23 protein-coding genes are annotated in these 22,747 nt (G+C 32.0%); 17 read left to right on the top strand and 6 right to left on the bottom strand.

Annotation, left to right across the window (positions count from 1 at the left end):
* The first annotated feature begins 303 nt into the window (after positions 1-303).
* The 8 genes from BMZ09_RS13365 to BMZ09_RS16205 all read left to right on the top strand — a co-directional run bounded on the left by BMZ09_RS13365 (position 304) and on the right by BMZ09_RS16205 (position 7,755).
* A complete protein-coding gene (locus BMZ09_RS13365) occupies positions 304-840 on the top strand; it encodes a DUF6933 domain-containing protein (RefSeq protein WP_090841470.1) in 537 nt (178 codons plus the stop codon).
* A gap of 301 nt (positions 841-1,141) precedes the next feature.
* Positions 1,142-1,639: a hypothetical protein gene (locus tag BMZ09_RS13370; protein WP_090841472.1), complete on the top strand. Its 498-nt coding sequence runs from the start codon at positions 1,142-1,144 to the stop codon at positions 1,637-1,639.
* Positions 1,640-1,966: 327 nt separating this feature from the next.
* Positions 1,967-2,542, top strand: coding sequence for a hypothetical protein (locus tag BMZ09_RS13375; protein WP_090841474.1), 576 nt, complete (start codon positions 1,967-1,969; stop codon positions 2,540-2,542).
* Positions 2,543-2,996: 454 nt separating this feature from the next.
* A complete protein-coding gene (locus BMZ09_RS13380; RefSeq protein ID WP_090841476.1) occupies positions 2,997-4,850 on the top strand; it encodes a hypothetical protein in 1,854 nt (617 codons plus the stop codon).
* 160 nt (positions 4,851-5,010) lie between these two features.
* Positions 5,011-5,805, top strand: a complete 795-nt coding sequence (locus BMZ09_RS13385) for a hypothetical protein (RefSeq protein WP_090841478.1) — start codon at positions 5,011-5,013, stop codon at positions 5,803-5,805.
* A 161-nt stretch (positions 5,806-5,966) separates the two neighbouring features.
* On the top strand, positions 5,967-6,680 hold the full coding sequence (locus BMZ09_RS13390) for a PH domain-containing protein (RefSeq protein WP_143067826.1): 714 nt from the start codon (positions 5,967-5,969) through the stop codon (positions 6,678-6,680).
* Positions 6,681-6,816: 136 nt separating this feature from the next.
* Complete coding sequence (locus tag BMZ09_RS13395) at positions 6,817-7,452, top strand: hypothetical protein (protein ID WP_090841482.1); 636 nt, start codon at positions 6,817-6,819, stop codon at positions 7,450-7,452.
* A 129-nt stretch (positions 7,453-7,581) separates the two neighbouring features.
* A complete protein-coding gene (locus BMZ09_RS16205; protein ID WP_177183541.1) occupies positions 7,582-7,755 on the top strand; it encodes a hypothetical protein in 174 nt (57 codons plus the stop codon).
* Between the two features lie 75 nt (positions 7,756-7,830).
* On the opposite strand, the gene BMZ09_RS13400 is transcribed toward BMZ09_RS16205, so the two are convergent.
* The gene (locus BMZ09_RS13400; RefSeq protein ID WP_090841485.1) at positions 7,831-8,523 is read right to left on the bottom strand and encodes a uracil-DNA glycosylase family protein; all 693 of its coding nucleotides are present in this window, start codon (positions 8,521-8,523) and stop codon (positions 7,831-7,833) included.
* Positions 8,524-8,674: 151 nt separating this feature from the next.
* On the opposite strand from BMZ09_RS13400, the gene BMZ09_RS13405 reads away from it, so the two are divergent.
* Complete coding sequence (locus BMZ09_RS13405) at positions 8,675-8,812, top strand: 30S ribosomal protein THX (protein WP_090841487.1); 138 nt, start codon at positions 8,675-8,677, stop codon at positions 8,810-8,812.
* Here the strand turns inward: BMZ09_RS13405 and BMZ09_RS13410 are convergent.
* The 4 genes from BMZ09_RS13410 to BMZ09_RS13425 form a co-directional block, all read right to left on the bottom strand.
* Positions 8,802-9,140 carry a hypothetical protein gene (locus BMZ09_RS13410; RefSeq protein WP_090841489.1) on the bottom strand — a complete coding sequence of 113 codons (339 nt, stop codon included), beginning with the start codon at positions 9,138-9,140 and terminating at the stop codon, positions 8,802-8,804. The two genes, BMZ09_RS13405 and BMZ09_RS13410, sit on opposite strands and share 11 nt — an antisense overlap.
* The gene (gene yaaA, locus BMZ09_RS13415) at positions 9,097-9,855 is read right to left on the bottom strand and encodes a peroxide stress protein YaaA (RefSeq protein ID WP_090841491.1); all 759 of its coding nucleotides are present in this window, start codon (positions 9,853-9,855) and stop codon (positions 9,097-9,099) included. The genes BMZ09_RS13410 and yaaA overlap by 44 nt, the downstream gene beginning before the upstream one ends.
* 319 nt (positions 9,856-10,174) lie before the next feature.
* The gene (locus BMZ09_RS13420) at positions 10,175-11,212 is read right to left on the bottom strand and encodes an RluA family pseudouridine synthase (protein WP_090841493.1); all 1,038 of its coding nucleotides are present in this window, start codon (positions 11,210-11,212) and stop codon (positions 10,175-10,177) included.
* Between the two features lie 2 nt (positions 11,213-11,214).
* Entirely contained in the window at positions 11,215-11,778 is a 564-nt protein-coding gene (locus tag BMZ09_RS13425; protein ID WP_090841495.1) for a PASTA domain-containing protein, read from the bottom strand.
* A gap of 126 nt (positions 11,779-11,904) precedes the next feature.
* On the opposite strand from BMZ09_RS13425, the gene BMZ09_RS13430 reads away from it, so the two are divergent.
* Genes BMZ09_RS13430 through coaD form a run of 3 tightly spaced genes read left to right on the top strand, consistent with a single transcriptional unit; the run spans position 11,905 to position 13,995 of the window.
* Positions 11,905-12,879, top strand: coding sequence for a D-alanine--D-alanine ligase (locus tag BMZ09_RS13430; protein ID WP_090841497.1), 975 nt, complete (start codon positions 11,905-11,907; stop codon positions 12,877-12,879).
* A gap of 38 nt (positions 12,880-12,917) precedes the next feature.
* Entirely contained in the window at positions 12,918-13,526 is a 609-nt protein-coding gene (locus tag BMZ09_RS13435) for a hypothetical protein (RefSeq protein WP_090841499.1), read from the top strand.
* A gap of 10 nt (positions 13,527-13,536) precedes the next feature.
* Positions 13,537-13,995, top strand: coding sequence for a pantetheine-phosphate adenylyltransferase (gene coaD, locus BMZ09_RS13440; RefSeq protein ID WP_090841603.1), 459 nt, complete (start codon positions 13,537-13,539; stop codon positions 13,993-13,995).
* 174 nt (positions 13,996-14,169) lie between these two features.
* On the opposite strand, the gene BMZ09_RS13445 is transcribed toward coaD, so the two are convergent.
* The gene (locus tag BMZ09_RS13445; protein ID WP_090841501.1) at positions 14,170-15,831 is read right to left on the bottom strand and encodes a SulP family inorganic anion transporter; all 1,662 of its coding nucleotides are present in this window, start codon (positions 15,829-15,831) and stop codon (positions 14,170-14,172) included.
* Between the two features lie 95 nt (positions 15,832-15,926).
* Here BMZ09_RS13445 and BMZ09_RS13450 point away from each other — a divergent pair, with 95 nt between their 5' ends.
* From BMZ09_RS13450 to BMZ09_RS13470, 5 genes are all read left to right on the top strand, one after another.
* Positions 15,927-17,660, top strand: a complete 1,734-nt coding sequence (locus BMZ09_RS13450; RefSeq protein ID WP_090841503.1) for a M14 family metallopeptidase — start codon at positions 15,927-15,929, stop codon at positions 17,658-17,660.
* 78 nt (positions 17,661-17,738) lie between these two features.
* Entirely contained in the window at positions 17,739-19,265 is a 1,527-nt protein-coding gene (locus BMZ09_RS13455; protein ID WP_090841505.1) for a carbon-nitrogen hydrolase family protein, read from the top strand.
* A gap of 107 nt (positions 19,266-19,372) precedes the next feature.
* Positions 19,373-20,818 (top strand): RimK family protein, encoded by a 1,446-nt coding sequence (locus tag BMZ09_RS13460; protein ID WP_090841507.1) that lies wholly within the window; start codon positions 19,373-19,375, stop codon positions 20,816-20,818.
* A gap of 2 nt (positions 20,819-20,820) precedes the next feature.
* A complete protein-coding gene (locus tag BMZ09_RS13465) occupies positions 20,821-22,053 on the top strand; it encodes a glutamate-cysteine ligase family protein (RefSeq protein WP_090841509.1) in 1,233 nt (410 codons plus the stop codon).
* Position 22,054: 1 nt separating this feature from the next.
* Positions 22,055-22,735: an N-formylglutamate amidohydrolase gene (locus BMZ09_RS13470; protein ID WP_090841510.1), complete on the top strand. Its 681-nt coding sequence runs from the start codon at positions 22,055-22,057 to the stop codon at positions 22,733-22,735.
* Positions 22,736-22,747 lie beyond the last annotated feature (12 nt).

A 22,747-nucleotide genomic window follows, 5' to 3' on the forward strand; every position in this document is an offset into this window, starting at 1 on the left:
ATATAAATCTGCTACTTTTTATATACAATACCGTTAGCAAATATAAATAAGGCTTAGTGTAAAGTATGCCCCTTATCATACATTAAGTACTAATATATATTTTATTTAAAACTTTAACCATAAAGCTACTTGTGATTTTCTACCATCCCCTAGTATACCTTTGTCAGACCATGTAGTGCTTTGATTAGTAACCCAAGGTATATTATTTGTAACTTCGCTTACCCAAACGCATTAAAAAGCACTTGATTACTTTTAAGCGGTGCAGTACAAGTTTGAGATAAATGATAATTTGAAATTTAAATAATGGCAATAATATACTGTACCCAAAAATTTGAAACTGTAGTTGGTAAATCACGTATAGTTAAATCGGATAAATCTTCTCCTCTTGGAAACTGGAACGCTAATGTGTTTATGGTTAACAAGAAAAATTGTGTAATACTAATGAATGATGTTTCTTATTATTCTGTGATTTTAATTGATTTTAAAAAAATTGATTTAATGAATTTCCATGAAGTATTCGCTGAGCGCTTTCTTAAGCAATTGGAAAATGATGAGATAACGGTTCCATCTGAATTTACAGACAAAATCACGAAAGAGTTACAGCCTATTTTTTTAACTACCAATAATAACAGAAAGGTATTGGGTGCTATACAGGATGCCACCCTTGATATGAAACTTTATATTACCGAAGACTATAGTGACAATATTGAGTATATTGACGTTGACGAATTGAATTCCAATATTAATGAAAAGATTTTAAGCGTTCTTGGTAAAAAGAAACGTGGCTATGGGTATCCTAATGATGCAATGCAGGAATTGTTGAATAAGTTTTGTAAATAGCAGATTGGTATTGCGTTTTACATCTTGTTTATAAAAAAGTAATAGCGCTCAATGCTATAATTTGGATCCCGCTTGGTTATGTGTTGCTGTAAAGAGCGAAATAATATATAGTCATTAAATTTAATTAAAAAATAAAACATTTGCCAACAATGTATAAAACAACTACTCGATTTTGGGCTTAACCAAAGGTAGTTGCTAGTTTATTACGTCTGATTTTCCTTCGGAAATTACTCGCATACAAAAACGCCACTAACCATACACAAAACCATTACGTTTTATGTATTAACATCAAAATTAAAAATTGAAAAAGAAAGAGCTCTTTTGGTTTATTGGAACGACAATTCTCGTACTAATATTAAACACGCTAATTTTTGGAATTAACGGATTAAACGCTGACGCCACACTTGATATAAATATTCATGATACTTATTTTATAATTCCGAATTATCATTTCATTCTTTTACTAGCAGTTTTAGTGTTTTTTGGTGTTTATTTGGTTAGAACATTACGCAGCAATTTTAAAAATCTGACTGCAAATCTAATTGTAATGATTGCGACACTACTTCTAATTCTAGTACTAATCGGACTTGATTCAATTTTAGATGCTTTTATCACACAAACCACAAGTTGGAGCATTTATCCGCCTTTAAGTGCTGGAGAAGTTGAACAAGATATTAAACCAAAAGAAAATAATTTAGGCATATTATCAAGTGCTCTTTTCTATACCCTAATAGTCTTACTGATGTTCCTCGCCTTCTGCGGGTTTAAAACTGGCCAGAATCATAAGCCGAATACATAAAAACACAACACCATTTAAAATTAATTACTAGTTTAAACTACTTACAACCCTGTTTTAATAACAATCTATCTGTATTTAATACAACTCTTTGTTTTTGTTAAAACTATTTTACAAAATTGAGGAAAACCGTAATATTACTACAAACATTTATTTTATATTTGAGGAGCAGTTGCTATAAAAAATACGTAGTTATACGTATTGTAAATAGCACTTATATACTTTAGTTTAGTAATCCTAAACTTTGGACTAAACTCCCTGATATCCTGACATATTTTAGGGATATCAGGAACTTTAGTCAATATAATACTAGTTGCCAGTAATTTGAGAATGAACACAGACTTACGAAATATACTTTCCGATACTGAAGATTATTTGAATAAATTAAAATCTGATTTAAAAGAAGTTAGCATTTCATTAAGTCAAACTATTGTATTTAATTCATCTGAATTTAGAAGCTCTGAAATTCTAAATAGCAAAATAAAGAAAATCAATCTAAATAAGTTTCCGTTGATTTATACGATTGAATTAAAACAACAAAATATACTTCCGAATTTATTAAACAACTTCGAAGAATTTCACGAACAAAACAAGCTTAAAACAAAAAACAAAGACAGAGTTAATGTCTCAAAATATAATAAAACGAATTCCAGTTTTTTATATGTCGGAAGTTCTATAACTGATTTTTATTCTCGAATAAAAAACCATTTTGGAACAAGAGGCACAAGAGTTTATAGTATGCACCTATCAAAATGGGACAATAATATTAGTTACGATTTAATCATAAATACTTATGAAATTAAGAGTTCTAATAAAATGGCTACAGAACAGAAACTAATAGAATTAATAGAACAGCAAGTGTGGGAATTATTACAACCTAATTTTGGAAAAAAAAGCGGACAGTAAAAATTTAAAAACCTAAATTTGCGTGTTCTTTGAAATTGTGAGTTAACTTTTTAAATTCATCTAAAAATGGAAATAAAAATTAGCTTGCGAGTGACTGTATCGCTAAAGGTGTATCAACTTATTAAGTTTTTAATTTACGCCACACAGTTCGCTATGTTAGTTATTAACTAATGTTTAATGACTCATTAGGGCACATTCTAACTTTGAACGAGAATAGATTTTAGTTTGCCCTATTTGAGAGAAATAGTTCTCAACCTCACTTTTCAAAGAACATTTTTTGACTAAATCACGAAAAAAACTACTGGCAACACCGTGTATAATTAATTGCTAAGTCACTGCCGACTTACGAACATTCCTGCGGAATATTCTATCTGTGATTTATTTGCTAAATTAGTTGCTTAACCACGCAACTAACCATACACAAACACGTTAGGCAACATTATAAAAACAACCTATGAGAATAAAGGAAGACATTCCAATATTAGGAAAAGTTACTGTAAACTTCCTTGATTTAAGTGCGAAATTATATCAACATTATATTGACATTGAAGAAATAGATAGGCAAAAAAACACAGCTCATTTAGGTTTAATTTCTCACGCATTTAAAAACTCAAATCACAGTAGATTTGATTATTTAATTTTACAATGTGTAATATCTGAACTAATTGAAAACTCATTTAAAGGAACTACTAACGCACAAGGAAGTATCACAATAAATGGAACAAAACAGATTGGAAATGACGTAATTAAAACTTGGATTTTACTTTCTAATTTTGGGCACTGCAAAAACACAATTGGAGACGAAAAAACACTACTTCTTCATTGTATTCAAAATAAATCTTACAAAAGAAAACTAATTAATTGCATTAAAGATGCAAAATTAAAAAAATGGTCTGAAAAAGTAATTAATAATTTTGATTACGTTAGCTTTCATCATATAATAAGTTTTATTAGAATTTATAAGACATTCACAAGAAGAGTTGAAAGACAAGAAGAACTTATTAATATTTACAAACTATTACTACTGCCAGAAGAAGAAAATGAACTAATAGCAAGCTCTATTCAGATTTCTCAACTAAAAAATCTTTATTACATTTTAAGAGATATTTCTATAATAGCTTTAGATTCAAGAAATAGTTCTTTACCCTTCAATTTAGATATTCTTTCTACAGTTTTATCATTAGATTCTTTTGAGAATAAATATCAAAACAAAAGGATTTCAATCATATTGGAGCCATTAATATCTATTCTGTGTGATAATCTTTATTTGAATATTAAAAGCCAAAAACATCAGAGGTCATACGAAATAAATGCATCTAAAACAATCGGAACAGATGTAATGAAGAGTCTAGACACTGCTTTAAAAGATGGGTTATATAATCCTACAGTATGTAATTTGCATCATTTTTTAAGAATTCAACTTGACAAAAAAAATATGCTTTTTGAAGAGATTTCAAATGCTACTCGACAAATTTTGACTGTAAAAAAAGGAGTGAGTGGTGTTGACGCATCAATGGACTTAAATCCGTTTACTGACGAAAGAGTTATTGATTTTTATTTGGAAGATAATTTTAATATTAAACATTTTTCAACTTTCATTTATAATATTGGAAACATTACAATTGAACAAATTATAGGAACTGCATCAAATGAATTTAATAAAACTAAAAAAATCAATGAAATAATAGATTCCAATTTAAATAAATTACCAATAACAAATGCGGAAAAGGAGGATTTCAAAAAGCCAATCCAAGAACATATTTCGTCAAATATTAAAAAAGCTTTATTAAATAAAAATTTACCAATATTCAAAAATATTCTTTGGGCAGTTCTGCGTTATCACCTAGATTCAAAATATCATTTTGATATAGATAATCACTCTTTTGAGAACTATGATTATTTTGGAGTAAAAGTTGCTGGCTTAAATCCTTTAAAAGAAAATTTAGACAAAGCCATAGATTCTGAAAAAGATTTAGATAGAAAACACGAATTAAATCAATTAAAAAAATCCGCTTACAGAAAATTTGAAGGTACTGTGTTAATTTGTCTTTCCAGAATAAAAATTTACAATTACTCTTTGTCACCAAACAATAGGATAGTAACAGATATTGATGGAGTTGTATTAAAATTTAATGACAAGGAATTGATTTTAGAATTACACGAAAGTAAGAATACAGCCAAACCAGTAAAAGATGCTATAAAAGACATCAACTCTAAACTAATTAAAACAATTGACAAGAAAATTATGGGTGTTAAAATTAAAGAAGTTCCGAGTTTTGGAGCAAAAATTTACATCCGACATAATTAACGTTGCCTAACACCGTGTATAATTAATTGCTTGGTTTTAGCCAATTTACGAAAGTTCTCGCGAACTTTCTATCTGTGTTTTATTTACTAACTTTAGTGCTTAAAACACGCAACTAATCATACACAATCACGTTGCGCTTAATTGAAAGAACTAAAACTCTATGAAAATAAAAGAAACTCGTTCTACAATTATTTTTAGTCCCTTTTATATGTTTATAGGTTTATTCTCGTCATTTGGGTTGGTTATTTTTGCTTTAATCCTATGGATAGATTACAATGATAAAATTCAAAAAAATGATGCTCAATGGGTTTTATATCTCACATTAATACTCTCTGGGTTTTTAATTCTCTGGCAGGTACTTGAAAAAGGCATAAAAAGTGATAAAGCATTAAAAAATAGAGTAATTCAAAAATTTGATGATTATAAATTACTTACTCATTTTAAATACACAAAAAATGAATGGGATGATTTCGCACAAAAAAGTTATTTAAAAAAACGTAAGGCATATTATATTTATCTATTCATACTCTGTCTTATTATAATTATTGTTAATTCAATTTTTGAAAAGGAATCAAGACTAAACTTAATTCCAATTAACATAATCACATTACTCACCTTATTATTAATAAGTTACTTTTTCTTTAAAAAAATGAAAAAAGAAAAGTATAGTATGGAAAATTATAATCATTTTCCTGAAGTCAAAATAGCTCAATCTGGAATTTTAATAAATAATACTTATCTGATTTCATACCATAATAAAGATGGATGGTTAGACATTTGTTACAGTAACTTATATATTAAAAGCGAATGTATTACTTTTAAAATTAGAAGGTCAAGCGGAACTGCCAACCCTAATTATCAATTTTTCAATCTATTAATCCCTAAAAACAGATTAGAAGAAAAGGAAAAGATAATTGATATTATAAATGAATATAGAGTATATAAAAACGGTTAAAACTAAGTACAACAATGGCAATAGTTAATACGGGTTTTGGTGTTTAAGCAAGAGTTTAGAGTCTATAACCAAGCCCGCCAAAATTTTTTGGCTAAGTATTTAATCGGAAATTCAGTAATTTTAATTCCCGTACTAACCATAGCCTGAACGTTACCCAACATTTGAAAAAACACTACGAAATAAACAACAAACTTCTGAAAGGACTACTTTTTGACAACCTCAAAATGATAGCTCTTATGATAATCGTATTGCCTTTTTATTGGAAATGGAGAAACGGAACCGAATTTGTTCTTGACCAACAAATATTCATAATTTTTAGTGTCATAATCCTGATTATAAACATTCCATCTTCGTTAATCTATCTCAATTATTACTTTGAAAACAAAGACACCTCTTTTACTTTGGACTTTGACTCAAAAAAAATTGAAATCACTCAAAACGGAATAACTAAAACATACACGATAAATGATGTTTCGGAATCGAACTATCATCTCGGAATTTATTACAAAAATGAAATAGATAGAGCTGGACGCATTCCAATGCTTGTATCTGACTTTGGATATTGGGATTTGAAATTTAAAAATGGAGATAGATACTATTTGACAAATATTCTTCACGATTTCATACACGATACGCCATTTTTAGGTAAAACAAAATATCGATTTAGAATGTTTACTTACATTAATAAGTCAGATTCTAAACAAGCAATTGAATTAAAAGAAAAACGAGAAAAAACTCGAATTGAAAAATTTGTAGAGCTATATGAATCCAAAAACGAAAAACAATTAATTGAAATTTTGGACAACCGAAAAAGCTATCAAAAAGAGGCAGTGGAGGCAGCCAAAATAGTTTTGAAAAATAAAAACGATGGGTAACACCGTATATAATTTATTGCTCATTTTTAGTTTATTTATGAAAATCCTTTAAGATTTTATAGTTAGTATTTATTTACTAAATTAGTTTCTTGAAATACACAACTAACCATAGACAACAACGCTACCAACAACCTGAATGAACGAACTGCTAGAATTAAACAAAAGGTTTCTAATTAATGGATATTTATGGATAAGCGGAGTTCTGACTGGTATTTTTTCAATTTATCTGTTTTTCTTTCTTTCCAAAGTTGCAACAAAATGGCTTTTGATAATTTTTGCTCTGACTTTAATAGTTTTACCTCTATTTGTTCTATCAGCTTGGATTTCTGATTGGTTTCGTAAAAGAAGATATAAAAACCGAATTCTGACAAAAAAACCATACTCTGAATTAGAAAAAATCGGATTTACCAAAAGGACAATTAAAACAAATCACAATAGTTTGGTGGACTATGTTCAATTTGCAGAAATAAATGGATGTGAAATTACATTTGACATTGACATTAAAAAACCGAAAACAGCAGAATTTAGTATTTATGGACTTACTAATCATTTGAACAGTAAAGAATATTTACAAAAAGCTAAAGAATATGATTATTCCAATATTGACTTTAGTAGATATTCTTTCACTAAAAAAATTGACACTAGAAAGGAAAAACTAAATTCTATTCAGGAATTAGAAAAAATATTAACTGAATTGACTCATATTGTGAAAAAGGAAAAATATGAACCGATTCCAATAACGGAAATAAAGCCAGTTAGTAACACCGTATAAAAACAATGCGCAGTTTAGTGCTTATTCAAGAGCTAATGTTATTTTGCTGCGCCTAAATTTCTTTCGGAAAATCCTCGCATACAAACACGCAACTTTCCTTATACATTAACGTTAGGGCACATTAAAAAAATGAATTTTCCTAAAATTGGTTTAATGGACACGATTAATATTGAGCAATTAAGAAAAGACTATAACCTTCCTCCTTTCCGCGACTATTTTAATAGCATGACTATAAACCATTTTGAAATGAATAAACAAGCCATGTTAGACAGAGGCATAACGGAACCTAAATTATACAATTAAAAAGCCCTATAACAGTATTACTCTAAAACGCACTACATAATCCCATTTACACCATTTAAAGCTTTTAAACACACCCTAAAAAAACTCACGATACTGCATGACTCTAAAATCAAACGTATTAAATTTAGGGTTAGCTGCTTTTAGTTGTTTATATAATGGATTACTACCTATAGCTATATTGGCTGCTCCAGACCCAGAGGTTAAGGATACGGTTTTAATTAATCTTGGTTTGAGTAAGATTGGTTGGGTTGCTGTAGTTTTGGGACTTGGTAATACAAACTGATGTATTTTGGGTGTTATTTTTGAGACTAATTCTAATTTTAGATTGTAGTCTTTGATGTGTCTTCTAAAAAAATATTCTGGTCCGTTTTTACTATTTCCGCCTGTAAACAACAAGGTGTCTACTGCGGGATATTTATGTAAATAGCCAATTAGGTCTCTTAATTTAATATTAGTCATTCCTAGATCTGACGCATCAATTTTTTCGCGTTCTGCACTATCCACAATATCACAAACCCCTATTTTTTGTTGTATTAAAAAGGCTTTTCTTTGGTCTATTGCTTCTTGAGAGTTATCAAAACGCAATCCTAAATCATGTATTTTATCTATAAACAACCACAAGCTATTATAATAACTACCGTAGCAAAAGTCCACATCTTTTTCTAGTAACTGTCCAGTTGTAAAACGCGGTGGTGGTAAGGTACCTACAATTAGTTTTGTGGTATCCTTTTTTATAAAGGGTTGGTATGGATGTTTGTGTTTAAACATAGTTTTTAGTTATTAAAGTCCGTTAGTCCGGCAAACTTTATAACAACTTTAGGAGTATTACTTTGGCTAAAAATAGTCCTTTTTGTATCTTAAAAACAGTATTTAAAACTAATTATTTGCACTAGCGTGCCAATTAAAATAAAAACAAACTATGGGTAAAGGAGATAGAAAATCAAAACGAGGAAAAATTAACCGCGGTACTTTTGGTGTTAGACGCCCACGTATTAAAAAACGTGTGAGACCAGAAACTAAAATTAGCTTAGACAAAAAGGGTACGGTTAAACCTTAAACCTATCCCCTATTTTTTTTCCTATGACGTAAGCACCATAAATGGCTAATAGCAATATTACTATGGTGCAAAATATGTAAAGTGGATATAAAATAACATGGTGTGCAGAGTTAAGACAAAAGGTGTCTGTTATACATACAGTAACCTCTTGATCGTACAGCATTGGCAATAAAAAGCTAACTACCAATAGCACACCAATTACAGAGAACAAATACATGACGTTTTTGTTCTTTTTTGTTTTTCCGGTAGCCTTAAATAAATTACGTTGGTCTTTGGTACGTTTGTTATCTTGTAAAGACCAAGTCTTTTTGGGTTGAGAGGTTTCCATCAAATTGATAGTTATTATAGTTAAATTGTTTTAAATCGTCTACAGTTTTTGCATTGGTATCAATAACAAATTTAGCCATTAAACCACGTGCTTCTTTAGCATAAAACGATATTATTTTTAGCTTCCCATTTTTAAACTCTTTAAAGTTAGCGGTTACAACCGGTACTTTTAGTGCTTTGGTGTCTATAGCCTTAAAATACTCGTTTGACGCTAGATTTAAAAACAGCTCGTCATCCTCAAGCTCTTCGTTTAAAGCTGCTACGATGTCTTTTTTCCAAAACTCGTATAAATTTTTATTGCTTCCTACGGGTAACTTTGTTCCCATTTCTAAACGGTACGGTTGTATTAAATCCAATGGTTTTAACACCCCGTAAAGCCCTGATAAAATCCTAACTGTGTTTTGGGTTAACGCTAACTTATCCTCTGGGATATTGTAGGCGTCTAGTCCTTTATAGACATCTCCGTTAAACGCGTAGATGGCAGGTCTTGCGTTGTCTTTAGTAAATGGTATGGTCCAGTCTTGATTACGGTCGTAATTAAGCTGTGCTAACTTGTCGCTAATACCCATCAATTTTGACAGGTCTTGCGGCGTTTGCTTTTTTAATACCGTATTTAGTTTTTTAGATTGCGCTAAAAACAAAGACTGAGTTGTTTTTGTTGTTGGCAATTTAGATTCAAAATCAAGGGATTTTGCTGGAGATATAACTAGTTTCATGATGTGTTTAATTTACTATTGGAGTCCCATTGTTTTGCAATGTTACTGCTTTGTATATAGTACGTTAATACATACCATAACTTATTGTTTTACTTATCACGAAATTACGAATTACACTTTGGTTATAAAAGCTGAATCTATAGTAATTTACAATACTAAAATTTGATTTTACTATGATGTACCGTGTTGCGTTAGGGATAGTAGTGGCATCCTTTTTTTGCTGCCATAAATGGCAAAAAAAGATATAACGGATAGCGCGACCCTTATCCTGATTTTTTTTCAGGATAAGGGTAACGTCCAAAATATCTTAGACTAGATATTATTCCATGTGTTTTGAGTAACCTCTCCACTTTTCGATACAGTTTGCTATATCTTCTGGGATTGGAGACTCAAAGCTCATAAACTTATTTGTTGTAGGGTGCACAAATCCTAATGTTTTTGCATGTAGGGCTTGACGTGGTAATACTTTAAAGCAGTTATCTACAAATTGCTTGTATTTTGTAAACGTGGTCCCTTTTAAGATTAGGTTTCCGCCGTAACGCTCGTCATTAAATAAAGTATGTCCAATATGTTTCATGTGCACACGGATCTGGTGTGTACGTCCGGTTTCTAACTTACAAGTTACTAAGGTTACATATCCTAAACGCTCTATAACTTTATAGTGTGTTACTGCGGGTTTACCTTTGTCTGCTTCGTCGTCAAAAAACACGGTATTTTGTAATCTGTTTTTTGGGTGTCGTCCAATGTTACCTTCTATGGTCCCTTCTTCCTCGTCCATATTACCCCAAACTATGGCAACGTATTCGCGCTCGCTAGTTTTGGCTTTAAATTGCGCAGACAGATGTGCCATAGCAACTTCTGTTTTTGCTACAACTAACAATCCTGAAGTGTCTTTGTCAATCCTGTGGACTAATCCTGGACGGTCACTAGAGTTGTTTGGTAGGTTATCAAAATGGAATATTAATGCGTTGATTAACGTCCCAGAGTAATTACCGTGTCCTGGATGCACAACCATACCTGCTGGTTTATTGACTACCAATAATTGGTCGTCTTCATAAACAACATCTAATGGTAGATCTTCTCCTACTAGAAGATTCTCGTGCGGTGGATAGGCTAAACGTACTGCAATAGCATCTTCCGGCTTGACCTTGTAGTTTGATTTTACAGGCACCTCATTAACAAATATGCTTCCATTTTTGGCAGCATCTTGTATTTTGTTACGTGTTGCGTTTTCGATTTTGTTCATCAACCATTTGTCTATTCGTAATGGTTTTTGACCTTTATCTGCAACAAAGGTGTGATGCTCGTACAACGTTCCTTCTTCTTCTTCTGGTAATTCTGGTGTATAGTCGTTCATAATTAGTTACCTCCTGGACGATTACCGTTACCTAAAACCACATCAATTTTTGATGTTTTTGGTAATTTTGTATTAGGCTCTAAAACACTGCCATTATAACGTAGTCCTAAGACCATGTCTTTACCAATATTATCTATGTAGGTTGTTTTTCCAACTTGAAAACCTAAGGCTTCTATCATTGGTCTAGCTTGCCTAAACGACTTTTGGCGTAAATCAGGCACTGCTATTTTACGGTAGCCAGAGGGATTTAAGGTGATATATATTTTACGGTTTTCCTTTACTTGCTCACTAGCTTTCGGGTCTTGATCTATCACAGAAAACTTTGGGTAATCTGGATTAAAATTAGCAGAATCTTGAATTTGCATGACCAAATTATTTTCATCTAACTCTATCTGAGCAACTTCTATGGATTTTCCTTTTAAATCTGGCACAGTTTGAAACTCGCCATTATTGGTTGTAATGTCCAACCATTTTAAGATTAAAAATCCAATTACAAACAAAGCAACTATAGCAATTGCTAATTGTATAAAAAACGCTTTACTTTTAAGAAAACTGATCACACTCATTTAACTAATTTTTGTAGGCAAATATATAAAAACTAAAAGGTTTTATCTTCGGAATAAAATAAATGATATTTTTACAAAACGAATATTATACTACTTTATTGGATATCTGATATAATTTAGATTTAAATGAAAAAAAACATTGCCATAATAATGGGAGGTTATTCTAGCGAATACAAGATCTCTCTTAACAGCGGAAACGTTGTATATCAAAATTTAGACAACACTAAATACATTGGTTATCGCATACATATTTTTAAAGACAAATGGGTGTATGTTGATGCTAATGACACTGAATTTACAATTGATAAAAACGATTTTTCTGTTACTGTAAATGACACAAAAATAACGTTTGATTGTGTGTTTAACGCCATACATGGTAGTCCTGGAGAAGATGGTTTTATGCAAGGTTACTTTGCCTTGATAAATATGCCACAAACTAGCTGTGACATGTATCAAGCGGGTTTAACCTTTAATAAAAGAGACTGTTTAAGTGTTTTAAAACCTTACGGAATTTTAACCGCTGAGAGTTATTACCTTAATCTTGGAGATGTTATTAATGAAACTGAAATTATTGCCAAAGTGGGCTTACCTTGTTTTGTAAAAGCAAATAAAGCCGGTAGTAGTTTTGGTATTAGTAAAGTGCATAAAAAAGAAGATTTACAACAGGCTATTGACGTTGCGTTTAAAGAAGATGATGAGATTATAATAGAATCGTTTTTAGATGGTGTAGAAGTGTCCGTAGGAGTGATTACTTATAAAGGTGAAACTAAGGTATTACCAATTACAGAAATTGTAAGCGAGAACGATTTTTTTGACTACGAAGCCAAATATTTAGGCAAATCTCAAGAAATTACGCCTGCCAGATTAACAAAAGCACAAGAAGAACAGGTCAATACCGTTGCAAAAAAGGTCTATGAGGTTTTAAAAATGAAAGGATTTTCTAGAAGTGAGTTTATTTTTAAAAATGGCGAACCACATTTATTAGAAATGAATACCATTCCTGGATTAACAACTGCTAGTATTTTACCTCAACAAGCGCAAGCTGCTGGGATATCCATGCAAGACTTGTTTAGCAGTGCTATTGAAGAAGCTTTAAAATAAAAAGCATATATTTAAATACTAACCAAACCACTATACACATGATTTTTTACGGAAGCAAAGCCTCTAAAATAAAAGAAGGCACTCTAAGCAATACAAAATGTCCGGATTGCGAAGATGGACGCAGTATGCGTTATACCATTTTTGGAAAATATGCCTATTTATATTGGATCCCGATGTTTCCGATTGGTAAAGAAAACATACTAGAATGTACTAGCTGTAAAAGGACGTATAAACTAAAAGAGCTTCCTAATCAGGTTAAAGAAAAATTTAAATTAGAAAAAGCAGATGCTAAATATCCACTTTGGTATTTTAGTGGCTTAGCTGTTTTAGCTGTTATTATTGCTTTTTTAGTGTATTCTGGTAAACAGAATGCCGAAAACGAAAAACGCTACATAGAAAATCCTGCTGTAGGTGATGTTTACGCTTTAGAAACACCACAAAAAGGATATTATAGCACAATGAAGATTAACAAAATTACAACCGACAGTATTTTTGTAATTTATAATGACATGTCTATTGATAAAAAATCAAAGACCTACAAAATAGACAAACCTGAAAATTATAATACAGAATTTGATGGATACTCAAAAACTGAGATAAAATCTCTTTTTGCAAACGGAACCATTTACGATGTTGATAGAGACTAAAAAACAAAACATGAGACGTGCACTTTTCCCTGGATCTTTTGATCCGATTACCCTAGGTCATTACGATATTATTAGACGTGGTATCAAACTTTTTGACGAAGTTATTGTTGCTATTGGTGTTAACTCTGAAAAAAAATACATGTTTTCTTTAGAAGAAAGAAAACGCTTTTTAGAAGATACTTTTAAGGACGAACCAAAAGTAAAAATTGTAACCTACAAAGGCTTAACTATAGATTTTTGTAAAGTTGTAGATGCCCAATTTATTTTACGTGGTTTGCGTAATCCTGCAGATTTTGAATTCGAAAAAGCAATTGCACATACCAACCGTAAACTTTCTAAAATTGAAACCGTGTTTTTGCTAACTGCTGCAAGAACAAGTTATATCTCTTCTTCTATTGTTAGAGAAGTTATTAGAAACAATGGAGACTACACGGTTTTAGTACCCGATAGTGTTAGGACTAATAATTAGGCATTAGGCATTAGGCATTAGGCATTAGGCATTAGGCATTAGGCATTAGGCATTAGGCATTAGGCAAAATTAAAAAAAGCATCACGATTTAGATCATGATGCTTTTTTTTAGTTAAGAACGAGTCCTTTTCCCTTTTAACTTCTGCCTTCTGCCTATTTAAAGACAAAACAGATCTAAAACTTATATTCTGACAAAGGCTTAGGGAAATCCTCAGGATTGGCTGCTAAATGGTATCTAGGATCGTCTATATCTTCTACAACCACTTCTCTAAACTTAGGGTTAGATTTATATAGTAATACTTTACAATCTTCGCTTAAATGCTTTAAACGGATTTGCTTTCCTTCTTTCTCATACTTTTCTACTAGATTAAAAATAGCTTCTAAAGCAGAATGATCACTTACTCGAGATTCGACAAAATCTATTTCAATTTTATCAGGATCGTTTTTAGCATCAAACTTCTCATTAAATGCTTGGATACTTCCAAAAAATAATGGTCCCCAGATTTCATAAATCTTAGTTCCATCTGCTTTGATACGTTTTCTTGCTCTAATTTTAGTTGCGTTTTCCCATGCAAATACTAATGCTGAAATTATGACTCCAATAAATACAGCCACTGCTAAATCTACAAACACCGTTACTAAAGATACTGTAATAAGCACCACTGCATCAGACTTAGGTATTTTTTTTAATATTCTAAAACTTGACCATGCAAATGTTTCAATAACCATCATAAACATGACACCAACTAGCGCTGCAATTGGCACCATTTCTATTAACTGATCAGCAAATAATATAAACGATAATAATGTTACCGCCATCATGATACCAGATAGTCTTCCACGTCCACCTGCATTAATATTAATAACTGTTTGACCAATCATACCACAACCACCAGTACCACCAAATAAACCAGACACAATATTTCCGGCACCTTGTGCGACACATTCTCTGTTTCCATTACCCCTAGTTTCTGTTAACTCGTCCACTAAATTCATAGTCATTAAAGACTCAATTAATCCAACAGAAGCTGCTAAAAACGCAGGTATTGCAATAAACTTTAAAGTATCTAAATTAAACGGTAATTTCTCCCAAAGCTCCATGTTAGGTGTTGGAAATTCTCCTTTTAAACCTGTACCACCACCTTCAACAATATAAGATCCAACGGTAGACACATCCATATTAAAACCAATAACTATTAAACTAGTCACCAATATTGCAGTTAATGCTGCTGGCAATTTTTTAGTTATTTTAGGTAATCCCCAAATAATACCCATAGTTAGTAATACTAAACCAATCATGATATATAATTCAGACCCTTGCATGTAAGTACTAATGTATTCCTTTACTCCTGCATCAGAAATTTGTAATGATTTATGAGAGAACATTTTTACTTGTGCCATAAATATTACAATAGACAACCCGTTTACAAACCCCATCATTACTGGATGCGGAATCAATCGTACAAAACGTCCTAGTTTAAAAACACCTGCTAATATTTGAATCACTCCCATTAAAACCACACAGGCCATCAGGTAGAAAAACCCCATATTTTCAATAGGCGTATCCATCAACATTCCTTTGGTATGTCCATCGGCAATCATAGTCACAAAAATAACTGCCACTGCTCCTGCTGCTCCAGATATTAAACCTGGTCTACCTCCAAAAATAGCTGTAATTAAACCTATAATAAAAGCACCTGACAATGCCATTAATGGATCAATTTGCGCTACAAACGCAAACGCTACCACCTCTGGAATCATAGCTAGAGACACTGTTATCCCGGCTAAAACATCATCTTTTGCATTCGGAATTATCTTTCTAATAAACTCAGTCATATCTTCAATTTTTCAAGCTGCAAAAGTACGTTTAATTACAACAATCACAAGTCTATAGTATTATATTTGTGTAACCACTTTTTAAAAAACTACCAATGAAAAAAATATTAGTCCTTTTAATTTTAATCGTTTCTTGCAAACCATCCACTAAGACTAACTATGATTTTGAAACTATTTTCGAAAAATCTAATGGATTAGAAACAGCGACTTACCAACAGACTATTACCTTTTACAATAATTTAGCATCGACTTACCCTTCAATATCTATAGACTCTTTAGGTCAAACAGATTCCGGAAAACCATTACATATAGTAACTTTAAACCCTGATGGCAATTTCAATTTTGAAAACATCAAAAAGGACAAGCGCATCTTACTAATTAATAACGGAATCCATCCTGGAGAATCCGATGGTATTGACGCTACAATGCTATTATTTAGAGACATTGCGGATGGTACTATTGCAATACCAAAACATACTGTATTAACTACAATCCCTATTTATAATGTGGGTGGAAGCTTAAACCGAAACACAGGCACAAGAACCAATCAAAACGGACCAAAAGCATATGGCTTTAGAGGTAATGCTAGAAACTATGATCTAAACAGAGATTTTATAAAAAGTGACACTAAAAACGCCAAGACGTTTGCACAGATTTTTCATTTAGTACAACCTGATGTTTTTATTGATAATCATGTTAGTAATGGTGCAGATTACCAATACACCCTAACCCATTTATTTACACAACACAACAAACTGGGTGGCGCATTAGGAGACTATTTACACAGCAAGATGCAACCTAACTTAGAACATAAATTAGCTGATAAAAAATGGGACATCACACCTTATGTCAATGTTTTTAACACGGTTCCCGAAGCTGGATTTAGTCAATTTATGGACAGCCCGCGCTACTCCACTGGATACACAACATTATTTAACACCTTGGGCATGATGGTAGAAACACACATGCTTAAACCCTATAAGCAACGTGTAGAAGGGACTTATGAGTTAATGAAATCTATGATAGAAATTATAGAAGAAGACCATGAGCAAATAAAAACACTACGCCTAGAGGCGAATCAAAAACTGTTGGCTAAAACAACTTATCCATTACAATGGGAAATTGATACTACAAAAACCACAACATTACAATTTAAAGGTTTTGAAGGTCACAGAATACCAAGTAATATTACCGAAGCCGATCGTTTAAAATACGACGTCAACAAACCTTTTACAAAACCTGTTGCCTATCAGAACTACTTCAAACCTAGTGTTGAGGTTAGTGTTCCAAAAGCCTACATTATACCTCAAGGTTGGTGGCATGTTATTGAACTTTTAAAGTTGAATAATGTAGCACTAAAAACGTTAACCAAGGACACAACCATAACGGTACAATCTTATAAAATTGATACGTTTGAAACTAGAACAAGAGCTTATGAGGGACATTACCAACATTATAATACTTCCATAAAAGCCTCAGAGGAAAACATTCTTTTTAGAAAAGGAGATTTTCTAATTGAAACCAATCAAACGGCGTTTAGGTATCTAATTGAAACTTTAGAACCTCAAGCTCCAGATTCATTTTTTAACTGGAATTTCTTTGATACAATCTTGCAACAAAAAGAAGGATTTTCGCCTTACGTTTGGGAAGATAAAGCCGAATTATTATTGGCGCAAAATCCAAAACTTAAAATAAATTTCAATCTTAAAAAATCGTACGATAAAGACTTCGCAACTAACTGGTACTCACAACTAGACTGGTTGCACAAACAGAGTCCAAATTACGAGAAATCACACTTACAATATCCTGTTTTTAGAGTGGAAAAATAAATGTAAAAAATATTTTTTTTAGTTGTTTTTTCAATTTGTTTTTATACTACATTTACTATACAAATCAAGTAAATAAAAATGAACCCACAAGACATTGAAAATATAGAATTAGCATATCTAACTCTAGATGATTATCAAGAGTTAAAAGAGGCTATGCAAGAAGCATATAAGTCTATGCCTAATTTATATTGGAGAGAACATCAAATTAAAACATTAATAGACAAGTTTCCGGAAGGACAAGTTGTTATTAAAATCAACAACCAAATTGCAGGTTGTGCTTTATCTATAATAGTAGATTACGATAGGATTGAAGAAGAACACACCTACGAGGATATTACAGGTAATTACTCTTTTAACACACATACCAAATCTGGAGATGTGCTTTATGGTATTGATGTTTTTATAAAACCTAAATTTAGAGGATTACGTTTAGGGAGACGTTTGTATGACTACAGAAAAGAATTATGCGAACAACTTAACCTAAGAGGTATTGTATTTGGCGGTCGTATTCCAAACTACCACAATCACCAAGATAAAATGACGCCGAAGGAATACATGGATAAAGTGAAGCGTAAAGAAATCCATGATTCTGTTTTAAACTTTCAAATATCAAACGACTTTCACCCACTACGTGTTTTAAAAGGCTACTTAGAAGGGGATAAAGACTCTGGAGAATTTGCGGTGCTTTTAGAATGGGATAATATTTATTACAAAAAACCATCTAAAAAAGCAGCTACCAAGAAAAAAGTAGTGCGTTTAGGTCTTATACAGTGGCAAATGCGTTTATATAAGGATCTGGAAGAATTAATGCAACAAGCCGAATATTTTGTGGATGCCGTATCTGGATACCGTTCTGACTTTGCGTTATTCCCTGAGTTTTTTAACGCGCCTTTAATGGCTACCAACAACCACTTACCGGTATCTGAAGCTATTAGAGAATTAGCAAAACATACGGATGAGATTGTACAAAAATTTTCAGAATTAGCGATTTCATACAACATCAATATTATTACAGGAAGTTTTCCAGAAATGAAAGACGACCTATTATATAACGTTGGATATTTATGTAGACGAGATGGGACATTAGAACGTTATGAAAAATTACACGTCACACCTGATGAAGCTAAAGTTTGGGGTATGCAAGGTGGTAACAAACTACAGGCATTTGATACCGATTGCGGAAAAATAGGAATTTTAATTTGCTACGATTCTGAGTTCCCTGAGTTAAGTAGATTATTAGCTGATGAGGGTATGGACATATTATTTGTTCCGTTTTTAACGGATACACAAAATGGGTATTCTAGAGTCCGTCATTGTGCACAAGCACGTGCTATAGAAAACGAATGTTATGTTGCTATTGCAGGTAGCGTTGGTAACTTACCAAAAGTACACAACATGGACATCCAATATGCGCAGTCGATGGTGTTTACGCCTTGCGATTTTGCGTTCCCTGCAAATGGTATAAAAGCAGAAGCTACAGCAAACACAGAAATGATTTTAATTGCAGATGTAGACATAGATTTACTACGCGAATTAAACCAATTTGGTAGCGTTAGAAACCTAAAAGACAGACGTAAAGACATTTTCAGCTTGACTAAAAAATAGGCTTTACTATTTATTAAAAAATTAACTAAACTGGTTTTACTTTTTGTAAAACCAGTTTAAAAATAATATAACTTTACTTATAATTTATATCGCGATCATCGCATAAAATGAACAAATACATTGTTGTCAATCAACCTGAAAAATGGCATTTTTCGATTGAGAATATTACGGTAATTTCTTCTCAAGACTATCTTACCAATCCTAAGTTTTCACTTTTAAAAAAAGCGAGAATATTTAACCTTTGCAAAGACTACAGCTATCAATCTAAAGGGTATTACGTGTCTTTATTAGCAGAAGCTAGAGGTCATTTAGCCATTCCTACGGTTAGAAACATTGTAGATTTAAAAACATTAAAACTCGTTAAAATTGTATCGGATGAGTTTGATGATGTTATCCAACAAAGTTTAAAAAGTATTAAATCAAGAGAATTTACATTGAGCATCTATTTTGGACAAAATGTAGCTCAAAAATATAAAGAGCTAAGCAGCTTATTTTATAAACATTTTCAAGTGCCTTTTTTACGTATTAAGTTTCATCATAACAACAAATGGAACATACAAAGTATTAAAGCCATTTCAGAATCCGAAATCCCAGCGGATCATATCGAAAGTGTCAACGTATTCGCCAATCAATATTTTGCAAAAAAACGTTACGACACACCTAAATTAGCGACGTCAGATTTCGATTTAGCGATTTTAGTTAACCCAAACGATCCCGCACCTCCAAGCAACGCCAAAGCCTTAAAAAGGTTTATTGATATTGCTGAAAAAATGAATATTTATGCCGAAATCATAGAGCCTAAAGACTTAAGTCGCCTATCGTCTTTTGATGCTTTATTTATTAGACAAAGTACAGAAGTTAATAATGAAGCCTATGCTTTTGCTAGAAAAGCACAACAAGAAGGACTTGCAATTATTGACTACCCCGAGGCTATTTTAAAATGTTGCAACAAAGTGTATATGGCAGAAGCTTTAAACAATGCACATATAGCAACACCAAAAACAGTCATTGTACACAAAGAGAATAGAGCGTTAGTTTTAGAACAAGTAGGCTTACCATGTGTTTTAAAAGCACCAGATAGCACGTTTTCGTTTGGTGTAAAAAAAGCTAAAACAGCAGCAGAATATGATACGTTAGTCTCTGAAATGCTTAAAGAATCAGACTTAATTATTGCGCAAGAGTTTTGTCCATCTGATTACGATTGGCGCATTGGAATTATAGACGATGTGCCTTTTTATGCCTGTAAATACTATATGGCAAAAGGACATTGGCAAATCTATAATTGGAATGCCGATAAAAAAAACGATCAAGATGGTGACGCAGATTGCCTACCAATAGAAGACGTCCCAAAAACAGTTATTACTATGGCTATAAAATCGGCTAAACTGATGGGAAAAGGTTTATATGGTATTGATATAAAAGTGGTAAACAATACGTCGATGGTTATTGAAATTAATGACAACCCTAACATTGACTTTGGAGTAGAAGACGCATTTTATGGTGATCTAGTCTACACAAAAATATTGAATGCTTTAAAAACAAGATTGGAATAATTATGGGTAAAAAGTATCACTTATTTGAGGTCTATGGGATAGAGCTTGAATACATGTTAGTTAACACTAATAGCTTTAAAGTGGCACCTATTGTTGATGTATTACTAACTAAAAAGAATGGCCAATTAACTTCTGATATTGAAAACGGAACCATTGCTTGGAGTAATGAGTTGGTTGCCCATGTGGTAGAATTAAAGACCAATGGACCAACTAAAGATTTAAATTCGTTAGCGGAAGCATTTCATAAAAACGTATTAGAAATTAATGCGTTACTAAAACCGCTACAAGCTAATTTACTACCTACAGCATGTCACCCGACAATGGATCCTTTAAAAGACACACAATTATGGAAACACAGTTATAGTGAAGTGTATGAGTTGTACAATAGGATTTTTGACTGTAAAGGTCATGGCTGGAGTAATGTCCAAAGCACACACATTAACCTCCCTTTTTATGATGATAAAGAATTTGAAAAACTACACGCAGCCGTTAGGGTAATTTTACCGCTATTACCAGGATTGTGTGCCAGCTCTCCAATATTAGATGGTAAAGTAACAGGTTTTAAAGACACTAGATTAGAGTATTATAAAACCAACCAAAAAGAAATTCCAGAAATGACAGGGTTAGTTATTCCGGAGCGCGTCTTTACAAAAGCAGATTACTACGCAACTATTTTTGAACCCATAAAAAAAGCCATTAAAAAGCATGACACTAACAATATCTTAGATCATCACTTTTTAAATAGTCGTGGTGCCATTGCTAGATTTGACAGAAATGCTATTGAAATTAGATTAGTAGATATACAAGAATGTCCAAAAGCAGACATTGCCATTTGCGCATTAATAATTGAAGTTTTAAAGCTATTAGTTAATGGAGAAACGGTAGGACTTAAAAAGCAAGAAAAATGGTTAAAACAAGATCTTTTTGCTATTTTGAATAATACTATAAAAGACGGAGAACTTTACAACATCTCTGACTTAAACTATTTAGAGCTATTTGATTTAAAAGACGCTGCCACAGTAAAAGACATATGGAAACATCTATACAGTCTAGTTAAAGAAAACATCTCTGAGGACTACCAAAAAGCGTTAGAGACTATCCTTACACATGGTACATTATCTACTAGAATTATTACCGCATTAAAACAAGATGTTTCAGTTAAAAACATAACTCACATTTATAATCAACTAGCCCAATGTTTGCAAAACAACGTGCTATTTACACCCACGGTTTAAAATGAAATTAGTTATAACTTGCGAACATGGTGGTAATACTATTCCCAAGGAATACAAATCACTTTTCACAGACACTTCCGTACTTGAAACGCATAGAGGTTATGATTTAGGCGCTTTGGATGTGTTTAATTACTTACAACCACTAGCTGATTATTCTAACTATAGCAAAACTAGTCGCTTGTTAATAGAGTTGAATAGGTCTTTATTACACAAAAATGTATATTCCGAGTTTACTAAAAAGCTTCCTATCAATGAGAAAAAACAAATTATTAAAAAACATTATAGCGTATACAGAAGTGCAGTAACAGATTATATCCAAGCACGTATTAAAAATAATAATGACGTATTACACTTATCCATACATTCCTTTACTCCACAATTAAACCAAGACATCCGTAATTGTGATATCGGTTTACTATTCGATTCTAGAAAAGCTAACGAAAAAGAAATTGCTGTTGCTTTAAAAAAAAGTATTCTCGCTAAAAACCCTAACTATCGAATTCGCTTTAATTATCCTTATTTAGGTAAAGCTGATGGATTTACTACTACTTTAAGAAAACAGTTCCCGAAGCATTACTCTGGAATTGAAATTGAAATAAACCAATCTTTTAGTGTCGACAATAAAATGCCCGATGCTATTAAGACTGTTCTAAAAGAAAGCATACTTAAATTTAAGGCATAAAAAAAACCGTTA

Origin of the sequence: Olleya namhaensis, assembly GCF_900114005.1 — a bacterium.
Lineage (GTDB): Bacteria > Bacteroidota > Bacteroidia > Flavobacteriales > Flavobacteriaceae > Olleya > Olleya namhaensis.

What these genes read in the sequence shown, in the direction of transcription:
- BMZ09_RS13365 (WP_090841470.1), top strand. Translation starts at nt 304, where the DNA reads ATGGCAATAATATACTGTACCCAAAAATTTGAAACTGTAGTTGGTAAA.
- BMZ09_RS13375 (WP_090841474.1), top strand. Translation starts at nt 1,967, where the DNA reads ATGAACACAGACTTACGAAATATACTTTCCGATACTGAAGATTATTTG.
- BMZ09_RS13380 (WP_090841476.1), top strand. Translation starts at nt 2,997, where the DNA reads ATGAGAATAAAGGAAGACATTCCAATATTAGGAAAAGTTACTGTAAAC.
- BMZ09_RS13385 (WP_090841478.1), top strand. Translation starts at nt 5,011, where the DNA reads ATGAAAATAAAAGAAACTCGTTCTACAATTATTTTTAGTCCCTTTTAT.
- BMZ09_RS13395 (WP_090841482.1), top strand. Translation starts at nt 6,817, where the DNA reads ATGAACGAACTGCTAGAATTAAACAAAAGGTTTCTAATTAATGGATAT.
- BMZ09_RS16205 (WP_177183541.1), top strand. Translation starts at nt 7,582, where the DNA reads ATGAATTTTCCTAAAATTGGTTTAATGGACACGATTAATATTGAGCAA.
- BMZ09_RS13400 (WP_090841485.1), bottom strand. Translation starts at nt 8,523, where the DNA reads ATGTTTAAACACAAACATCCATACCAACCCTTTATAAAAAAGGATACC.
- BMZ09_RS13405 (WP_090841487.1), top strand. Translation starts at nt 8,675, where the DNA reads ATGGGTAAAGGAGATAGAAAATCAAAACGAGGAAAAATTAACCGCGGT.
- BMZ09_RS13410 (WP_090841489.1), bottom strand. Translation starts at nt 9,140, where the DNA reads ATGGAAACCTCTCAACCCAAAAAGACTTGGTCTTTACAAGATAACAAA.
- yaaA (WP_090841491.1), bottom strand. Translation starts at nt 9,855, where the DNA reads ATGAAACTAGTTATATCTCCAGCAAAATCCCTTGATTTTGAATCTAAA.
- BMZ09_RS13420 (WP_090841493.1), bottom strand. Translation starts at nt 11,212, where the DNA reads ATGAACGACTATACACCAGAATTACCAGAAGAAGAAGAAGGAACGTTG.
- BMZ09_RS13425 (WP_090841495.1), bottom strand. Translation starts at nt 11,778, where the DNA reads ATGAGTGTGATCAGTTTTCTTAAAAGTAAAGCGTTTTTTATACAATTA.
- BMZ09_RS13430 (WP_090841497.1), top strand. Translation starts at nt 11,905, where the DNA reads ATGAAAAAAAACATTGCCATAATAATGGGAGGTTATTCTAGCGAATAC.
- BMZ09_RS13435 (WP_090841499.1), top strand. Translation starts at nt 12,918, where the DNA reads ATGATTTTTTACGGAAGCAAAGCCTCTAAAATAAAAGAAGGCACTCTA.
- coaD (WP_090841603.1), top strand. Translation starts at nt 13,537, where the DNA reads ATGAGACGTGCACTTTTCCCTGGATCTTTTGATCCGATTACCCTAGGT.
- BMZ09_RS13445 (WP_090841501.1), bottom strand. Translation starts at nt 15,831, where the DNA reads ATGACTGAGTTTATTAGAAAGATAATTCCGAATGCAAAAGATGATGTT.
- BMZ09_RS13450 (WP_090841503.1), top strand. Translation starts at nt 15,927, where the DNA reads ATGAAAAAAATATTAGTCCTTTTAATTTTAATCGTTTCTTGCAAACCA.
- BMZ09_RS13455 (WP_090841505.1), top strand. Translation starts at nt 17,739, where the DNA reads ATGAACCCACAAGACATTGAAAATATAGAATTAGCATATCTAACTCTA.
- BMZ09_RS13460 (WP_090841507.1), top strand. Translation starts at nt 19,373, where the DNA reads ATGAACAAATACATTGTTGTCAATCAACCTGAAAAATGGCATTTTTCG.
- BMZ09_RS13465 (WP_090841509.1), top strand. Translation starts at nt 20,821, where the DNA reads ATGGGTAAAAAGTATCACTTATTTGAGGTCTATGGGATAGAGCTTGAA.
- BMZ09_RS13470 (WP_090841510.1), top strand. Translation starts at nt 22,055, where the DNA reads ATGAAATTAGTTATAACTTGCGAACATGGTGGTAATACTATTCCCAAG.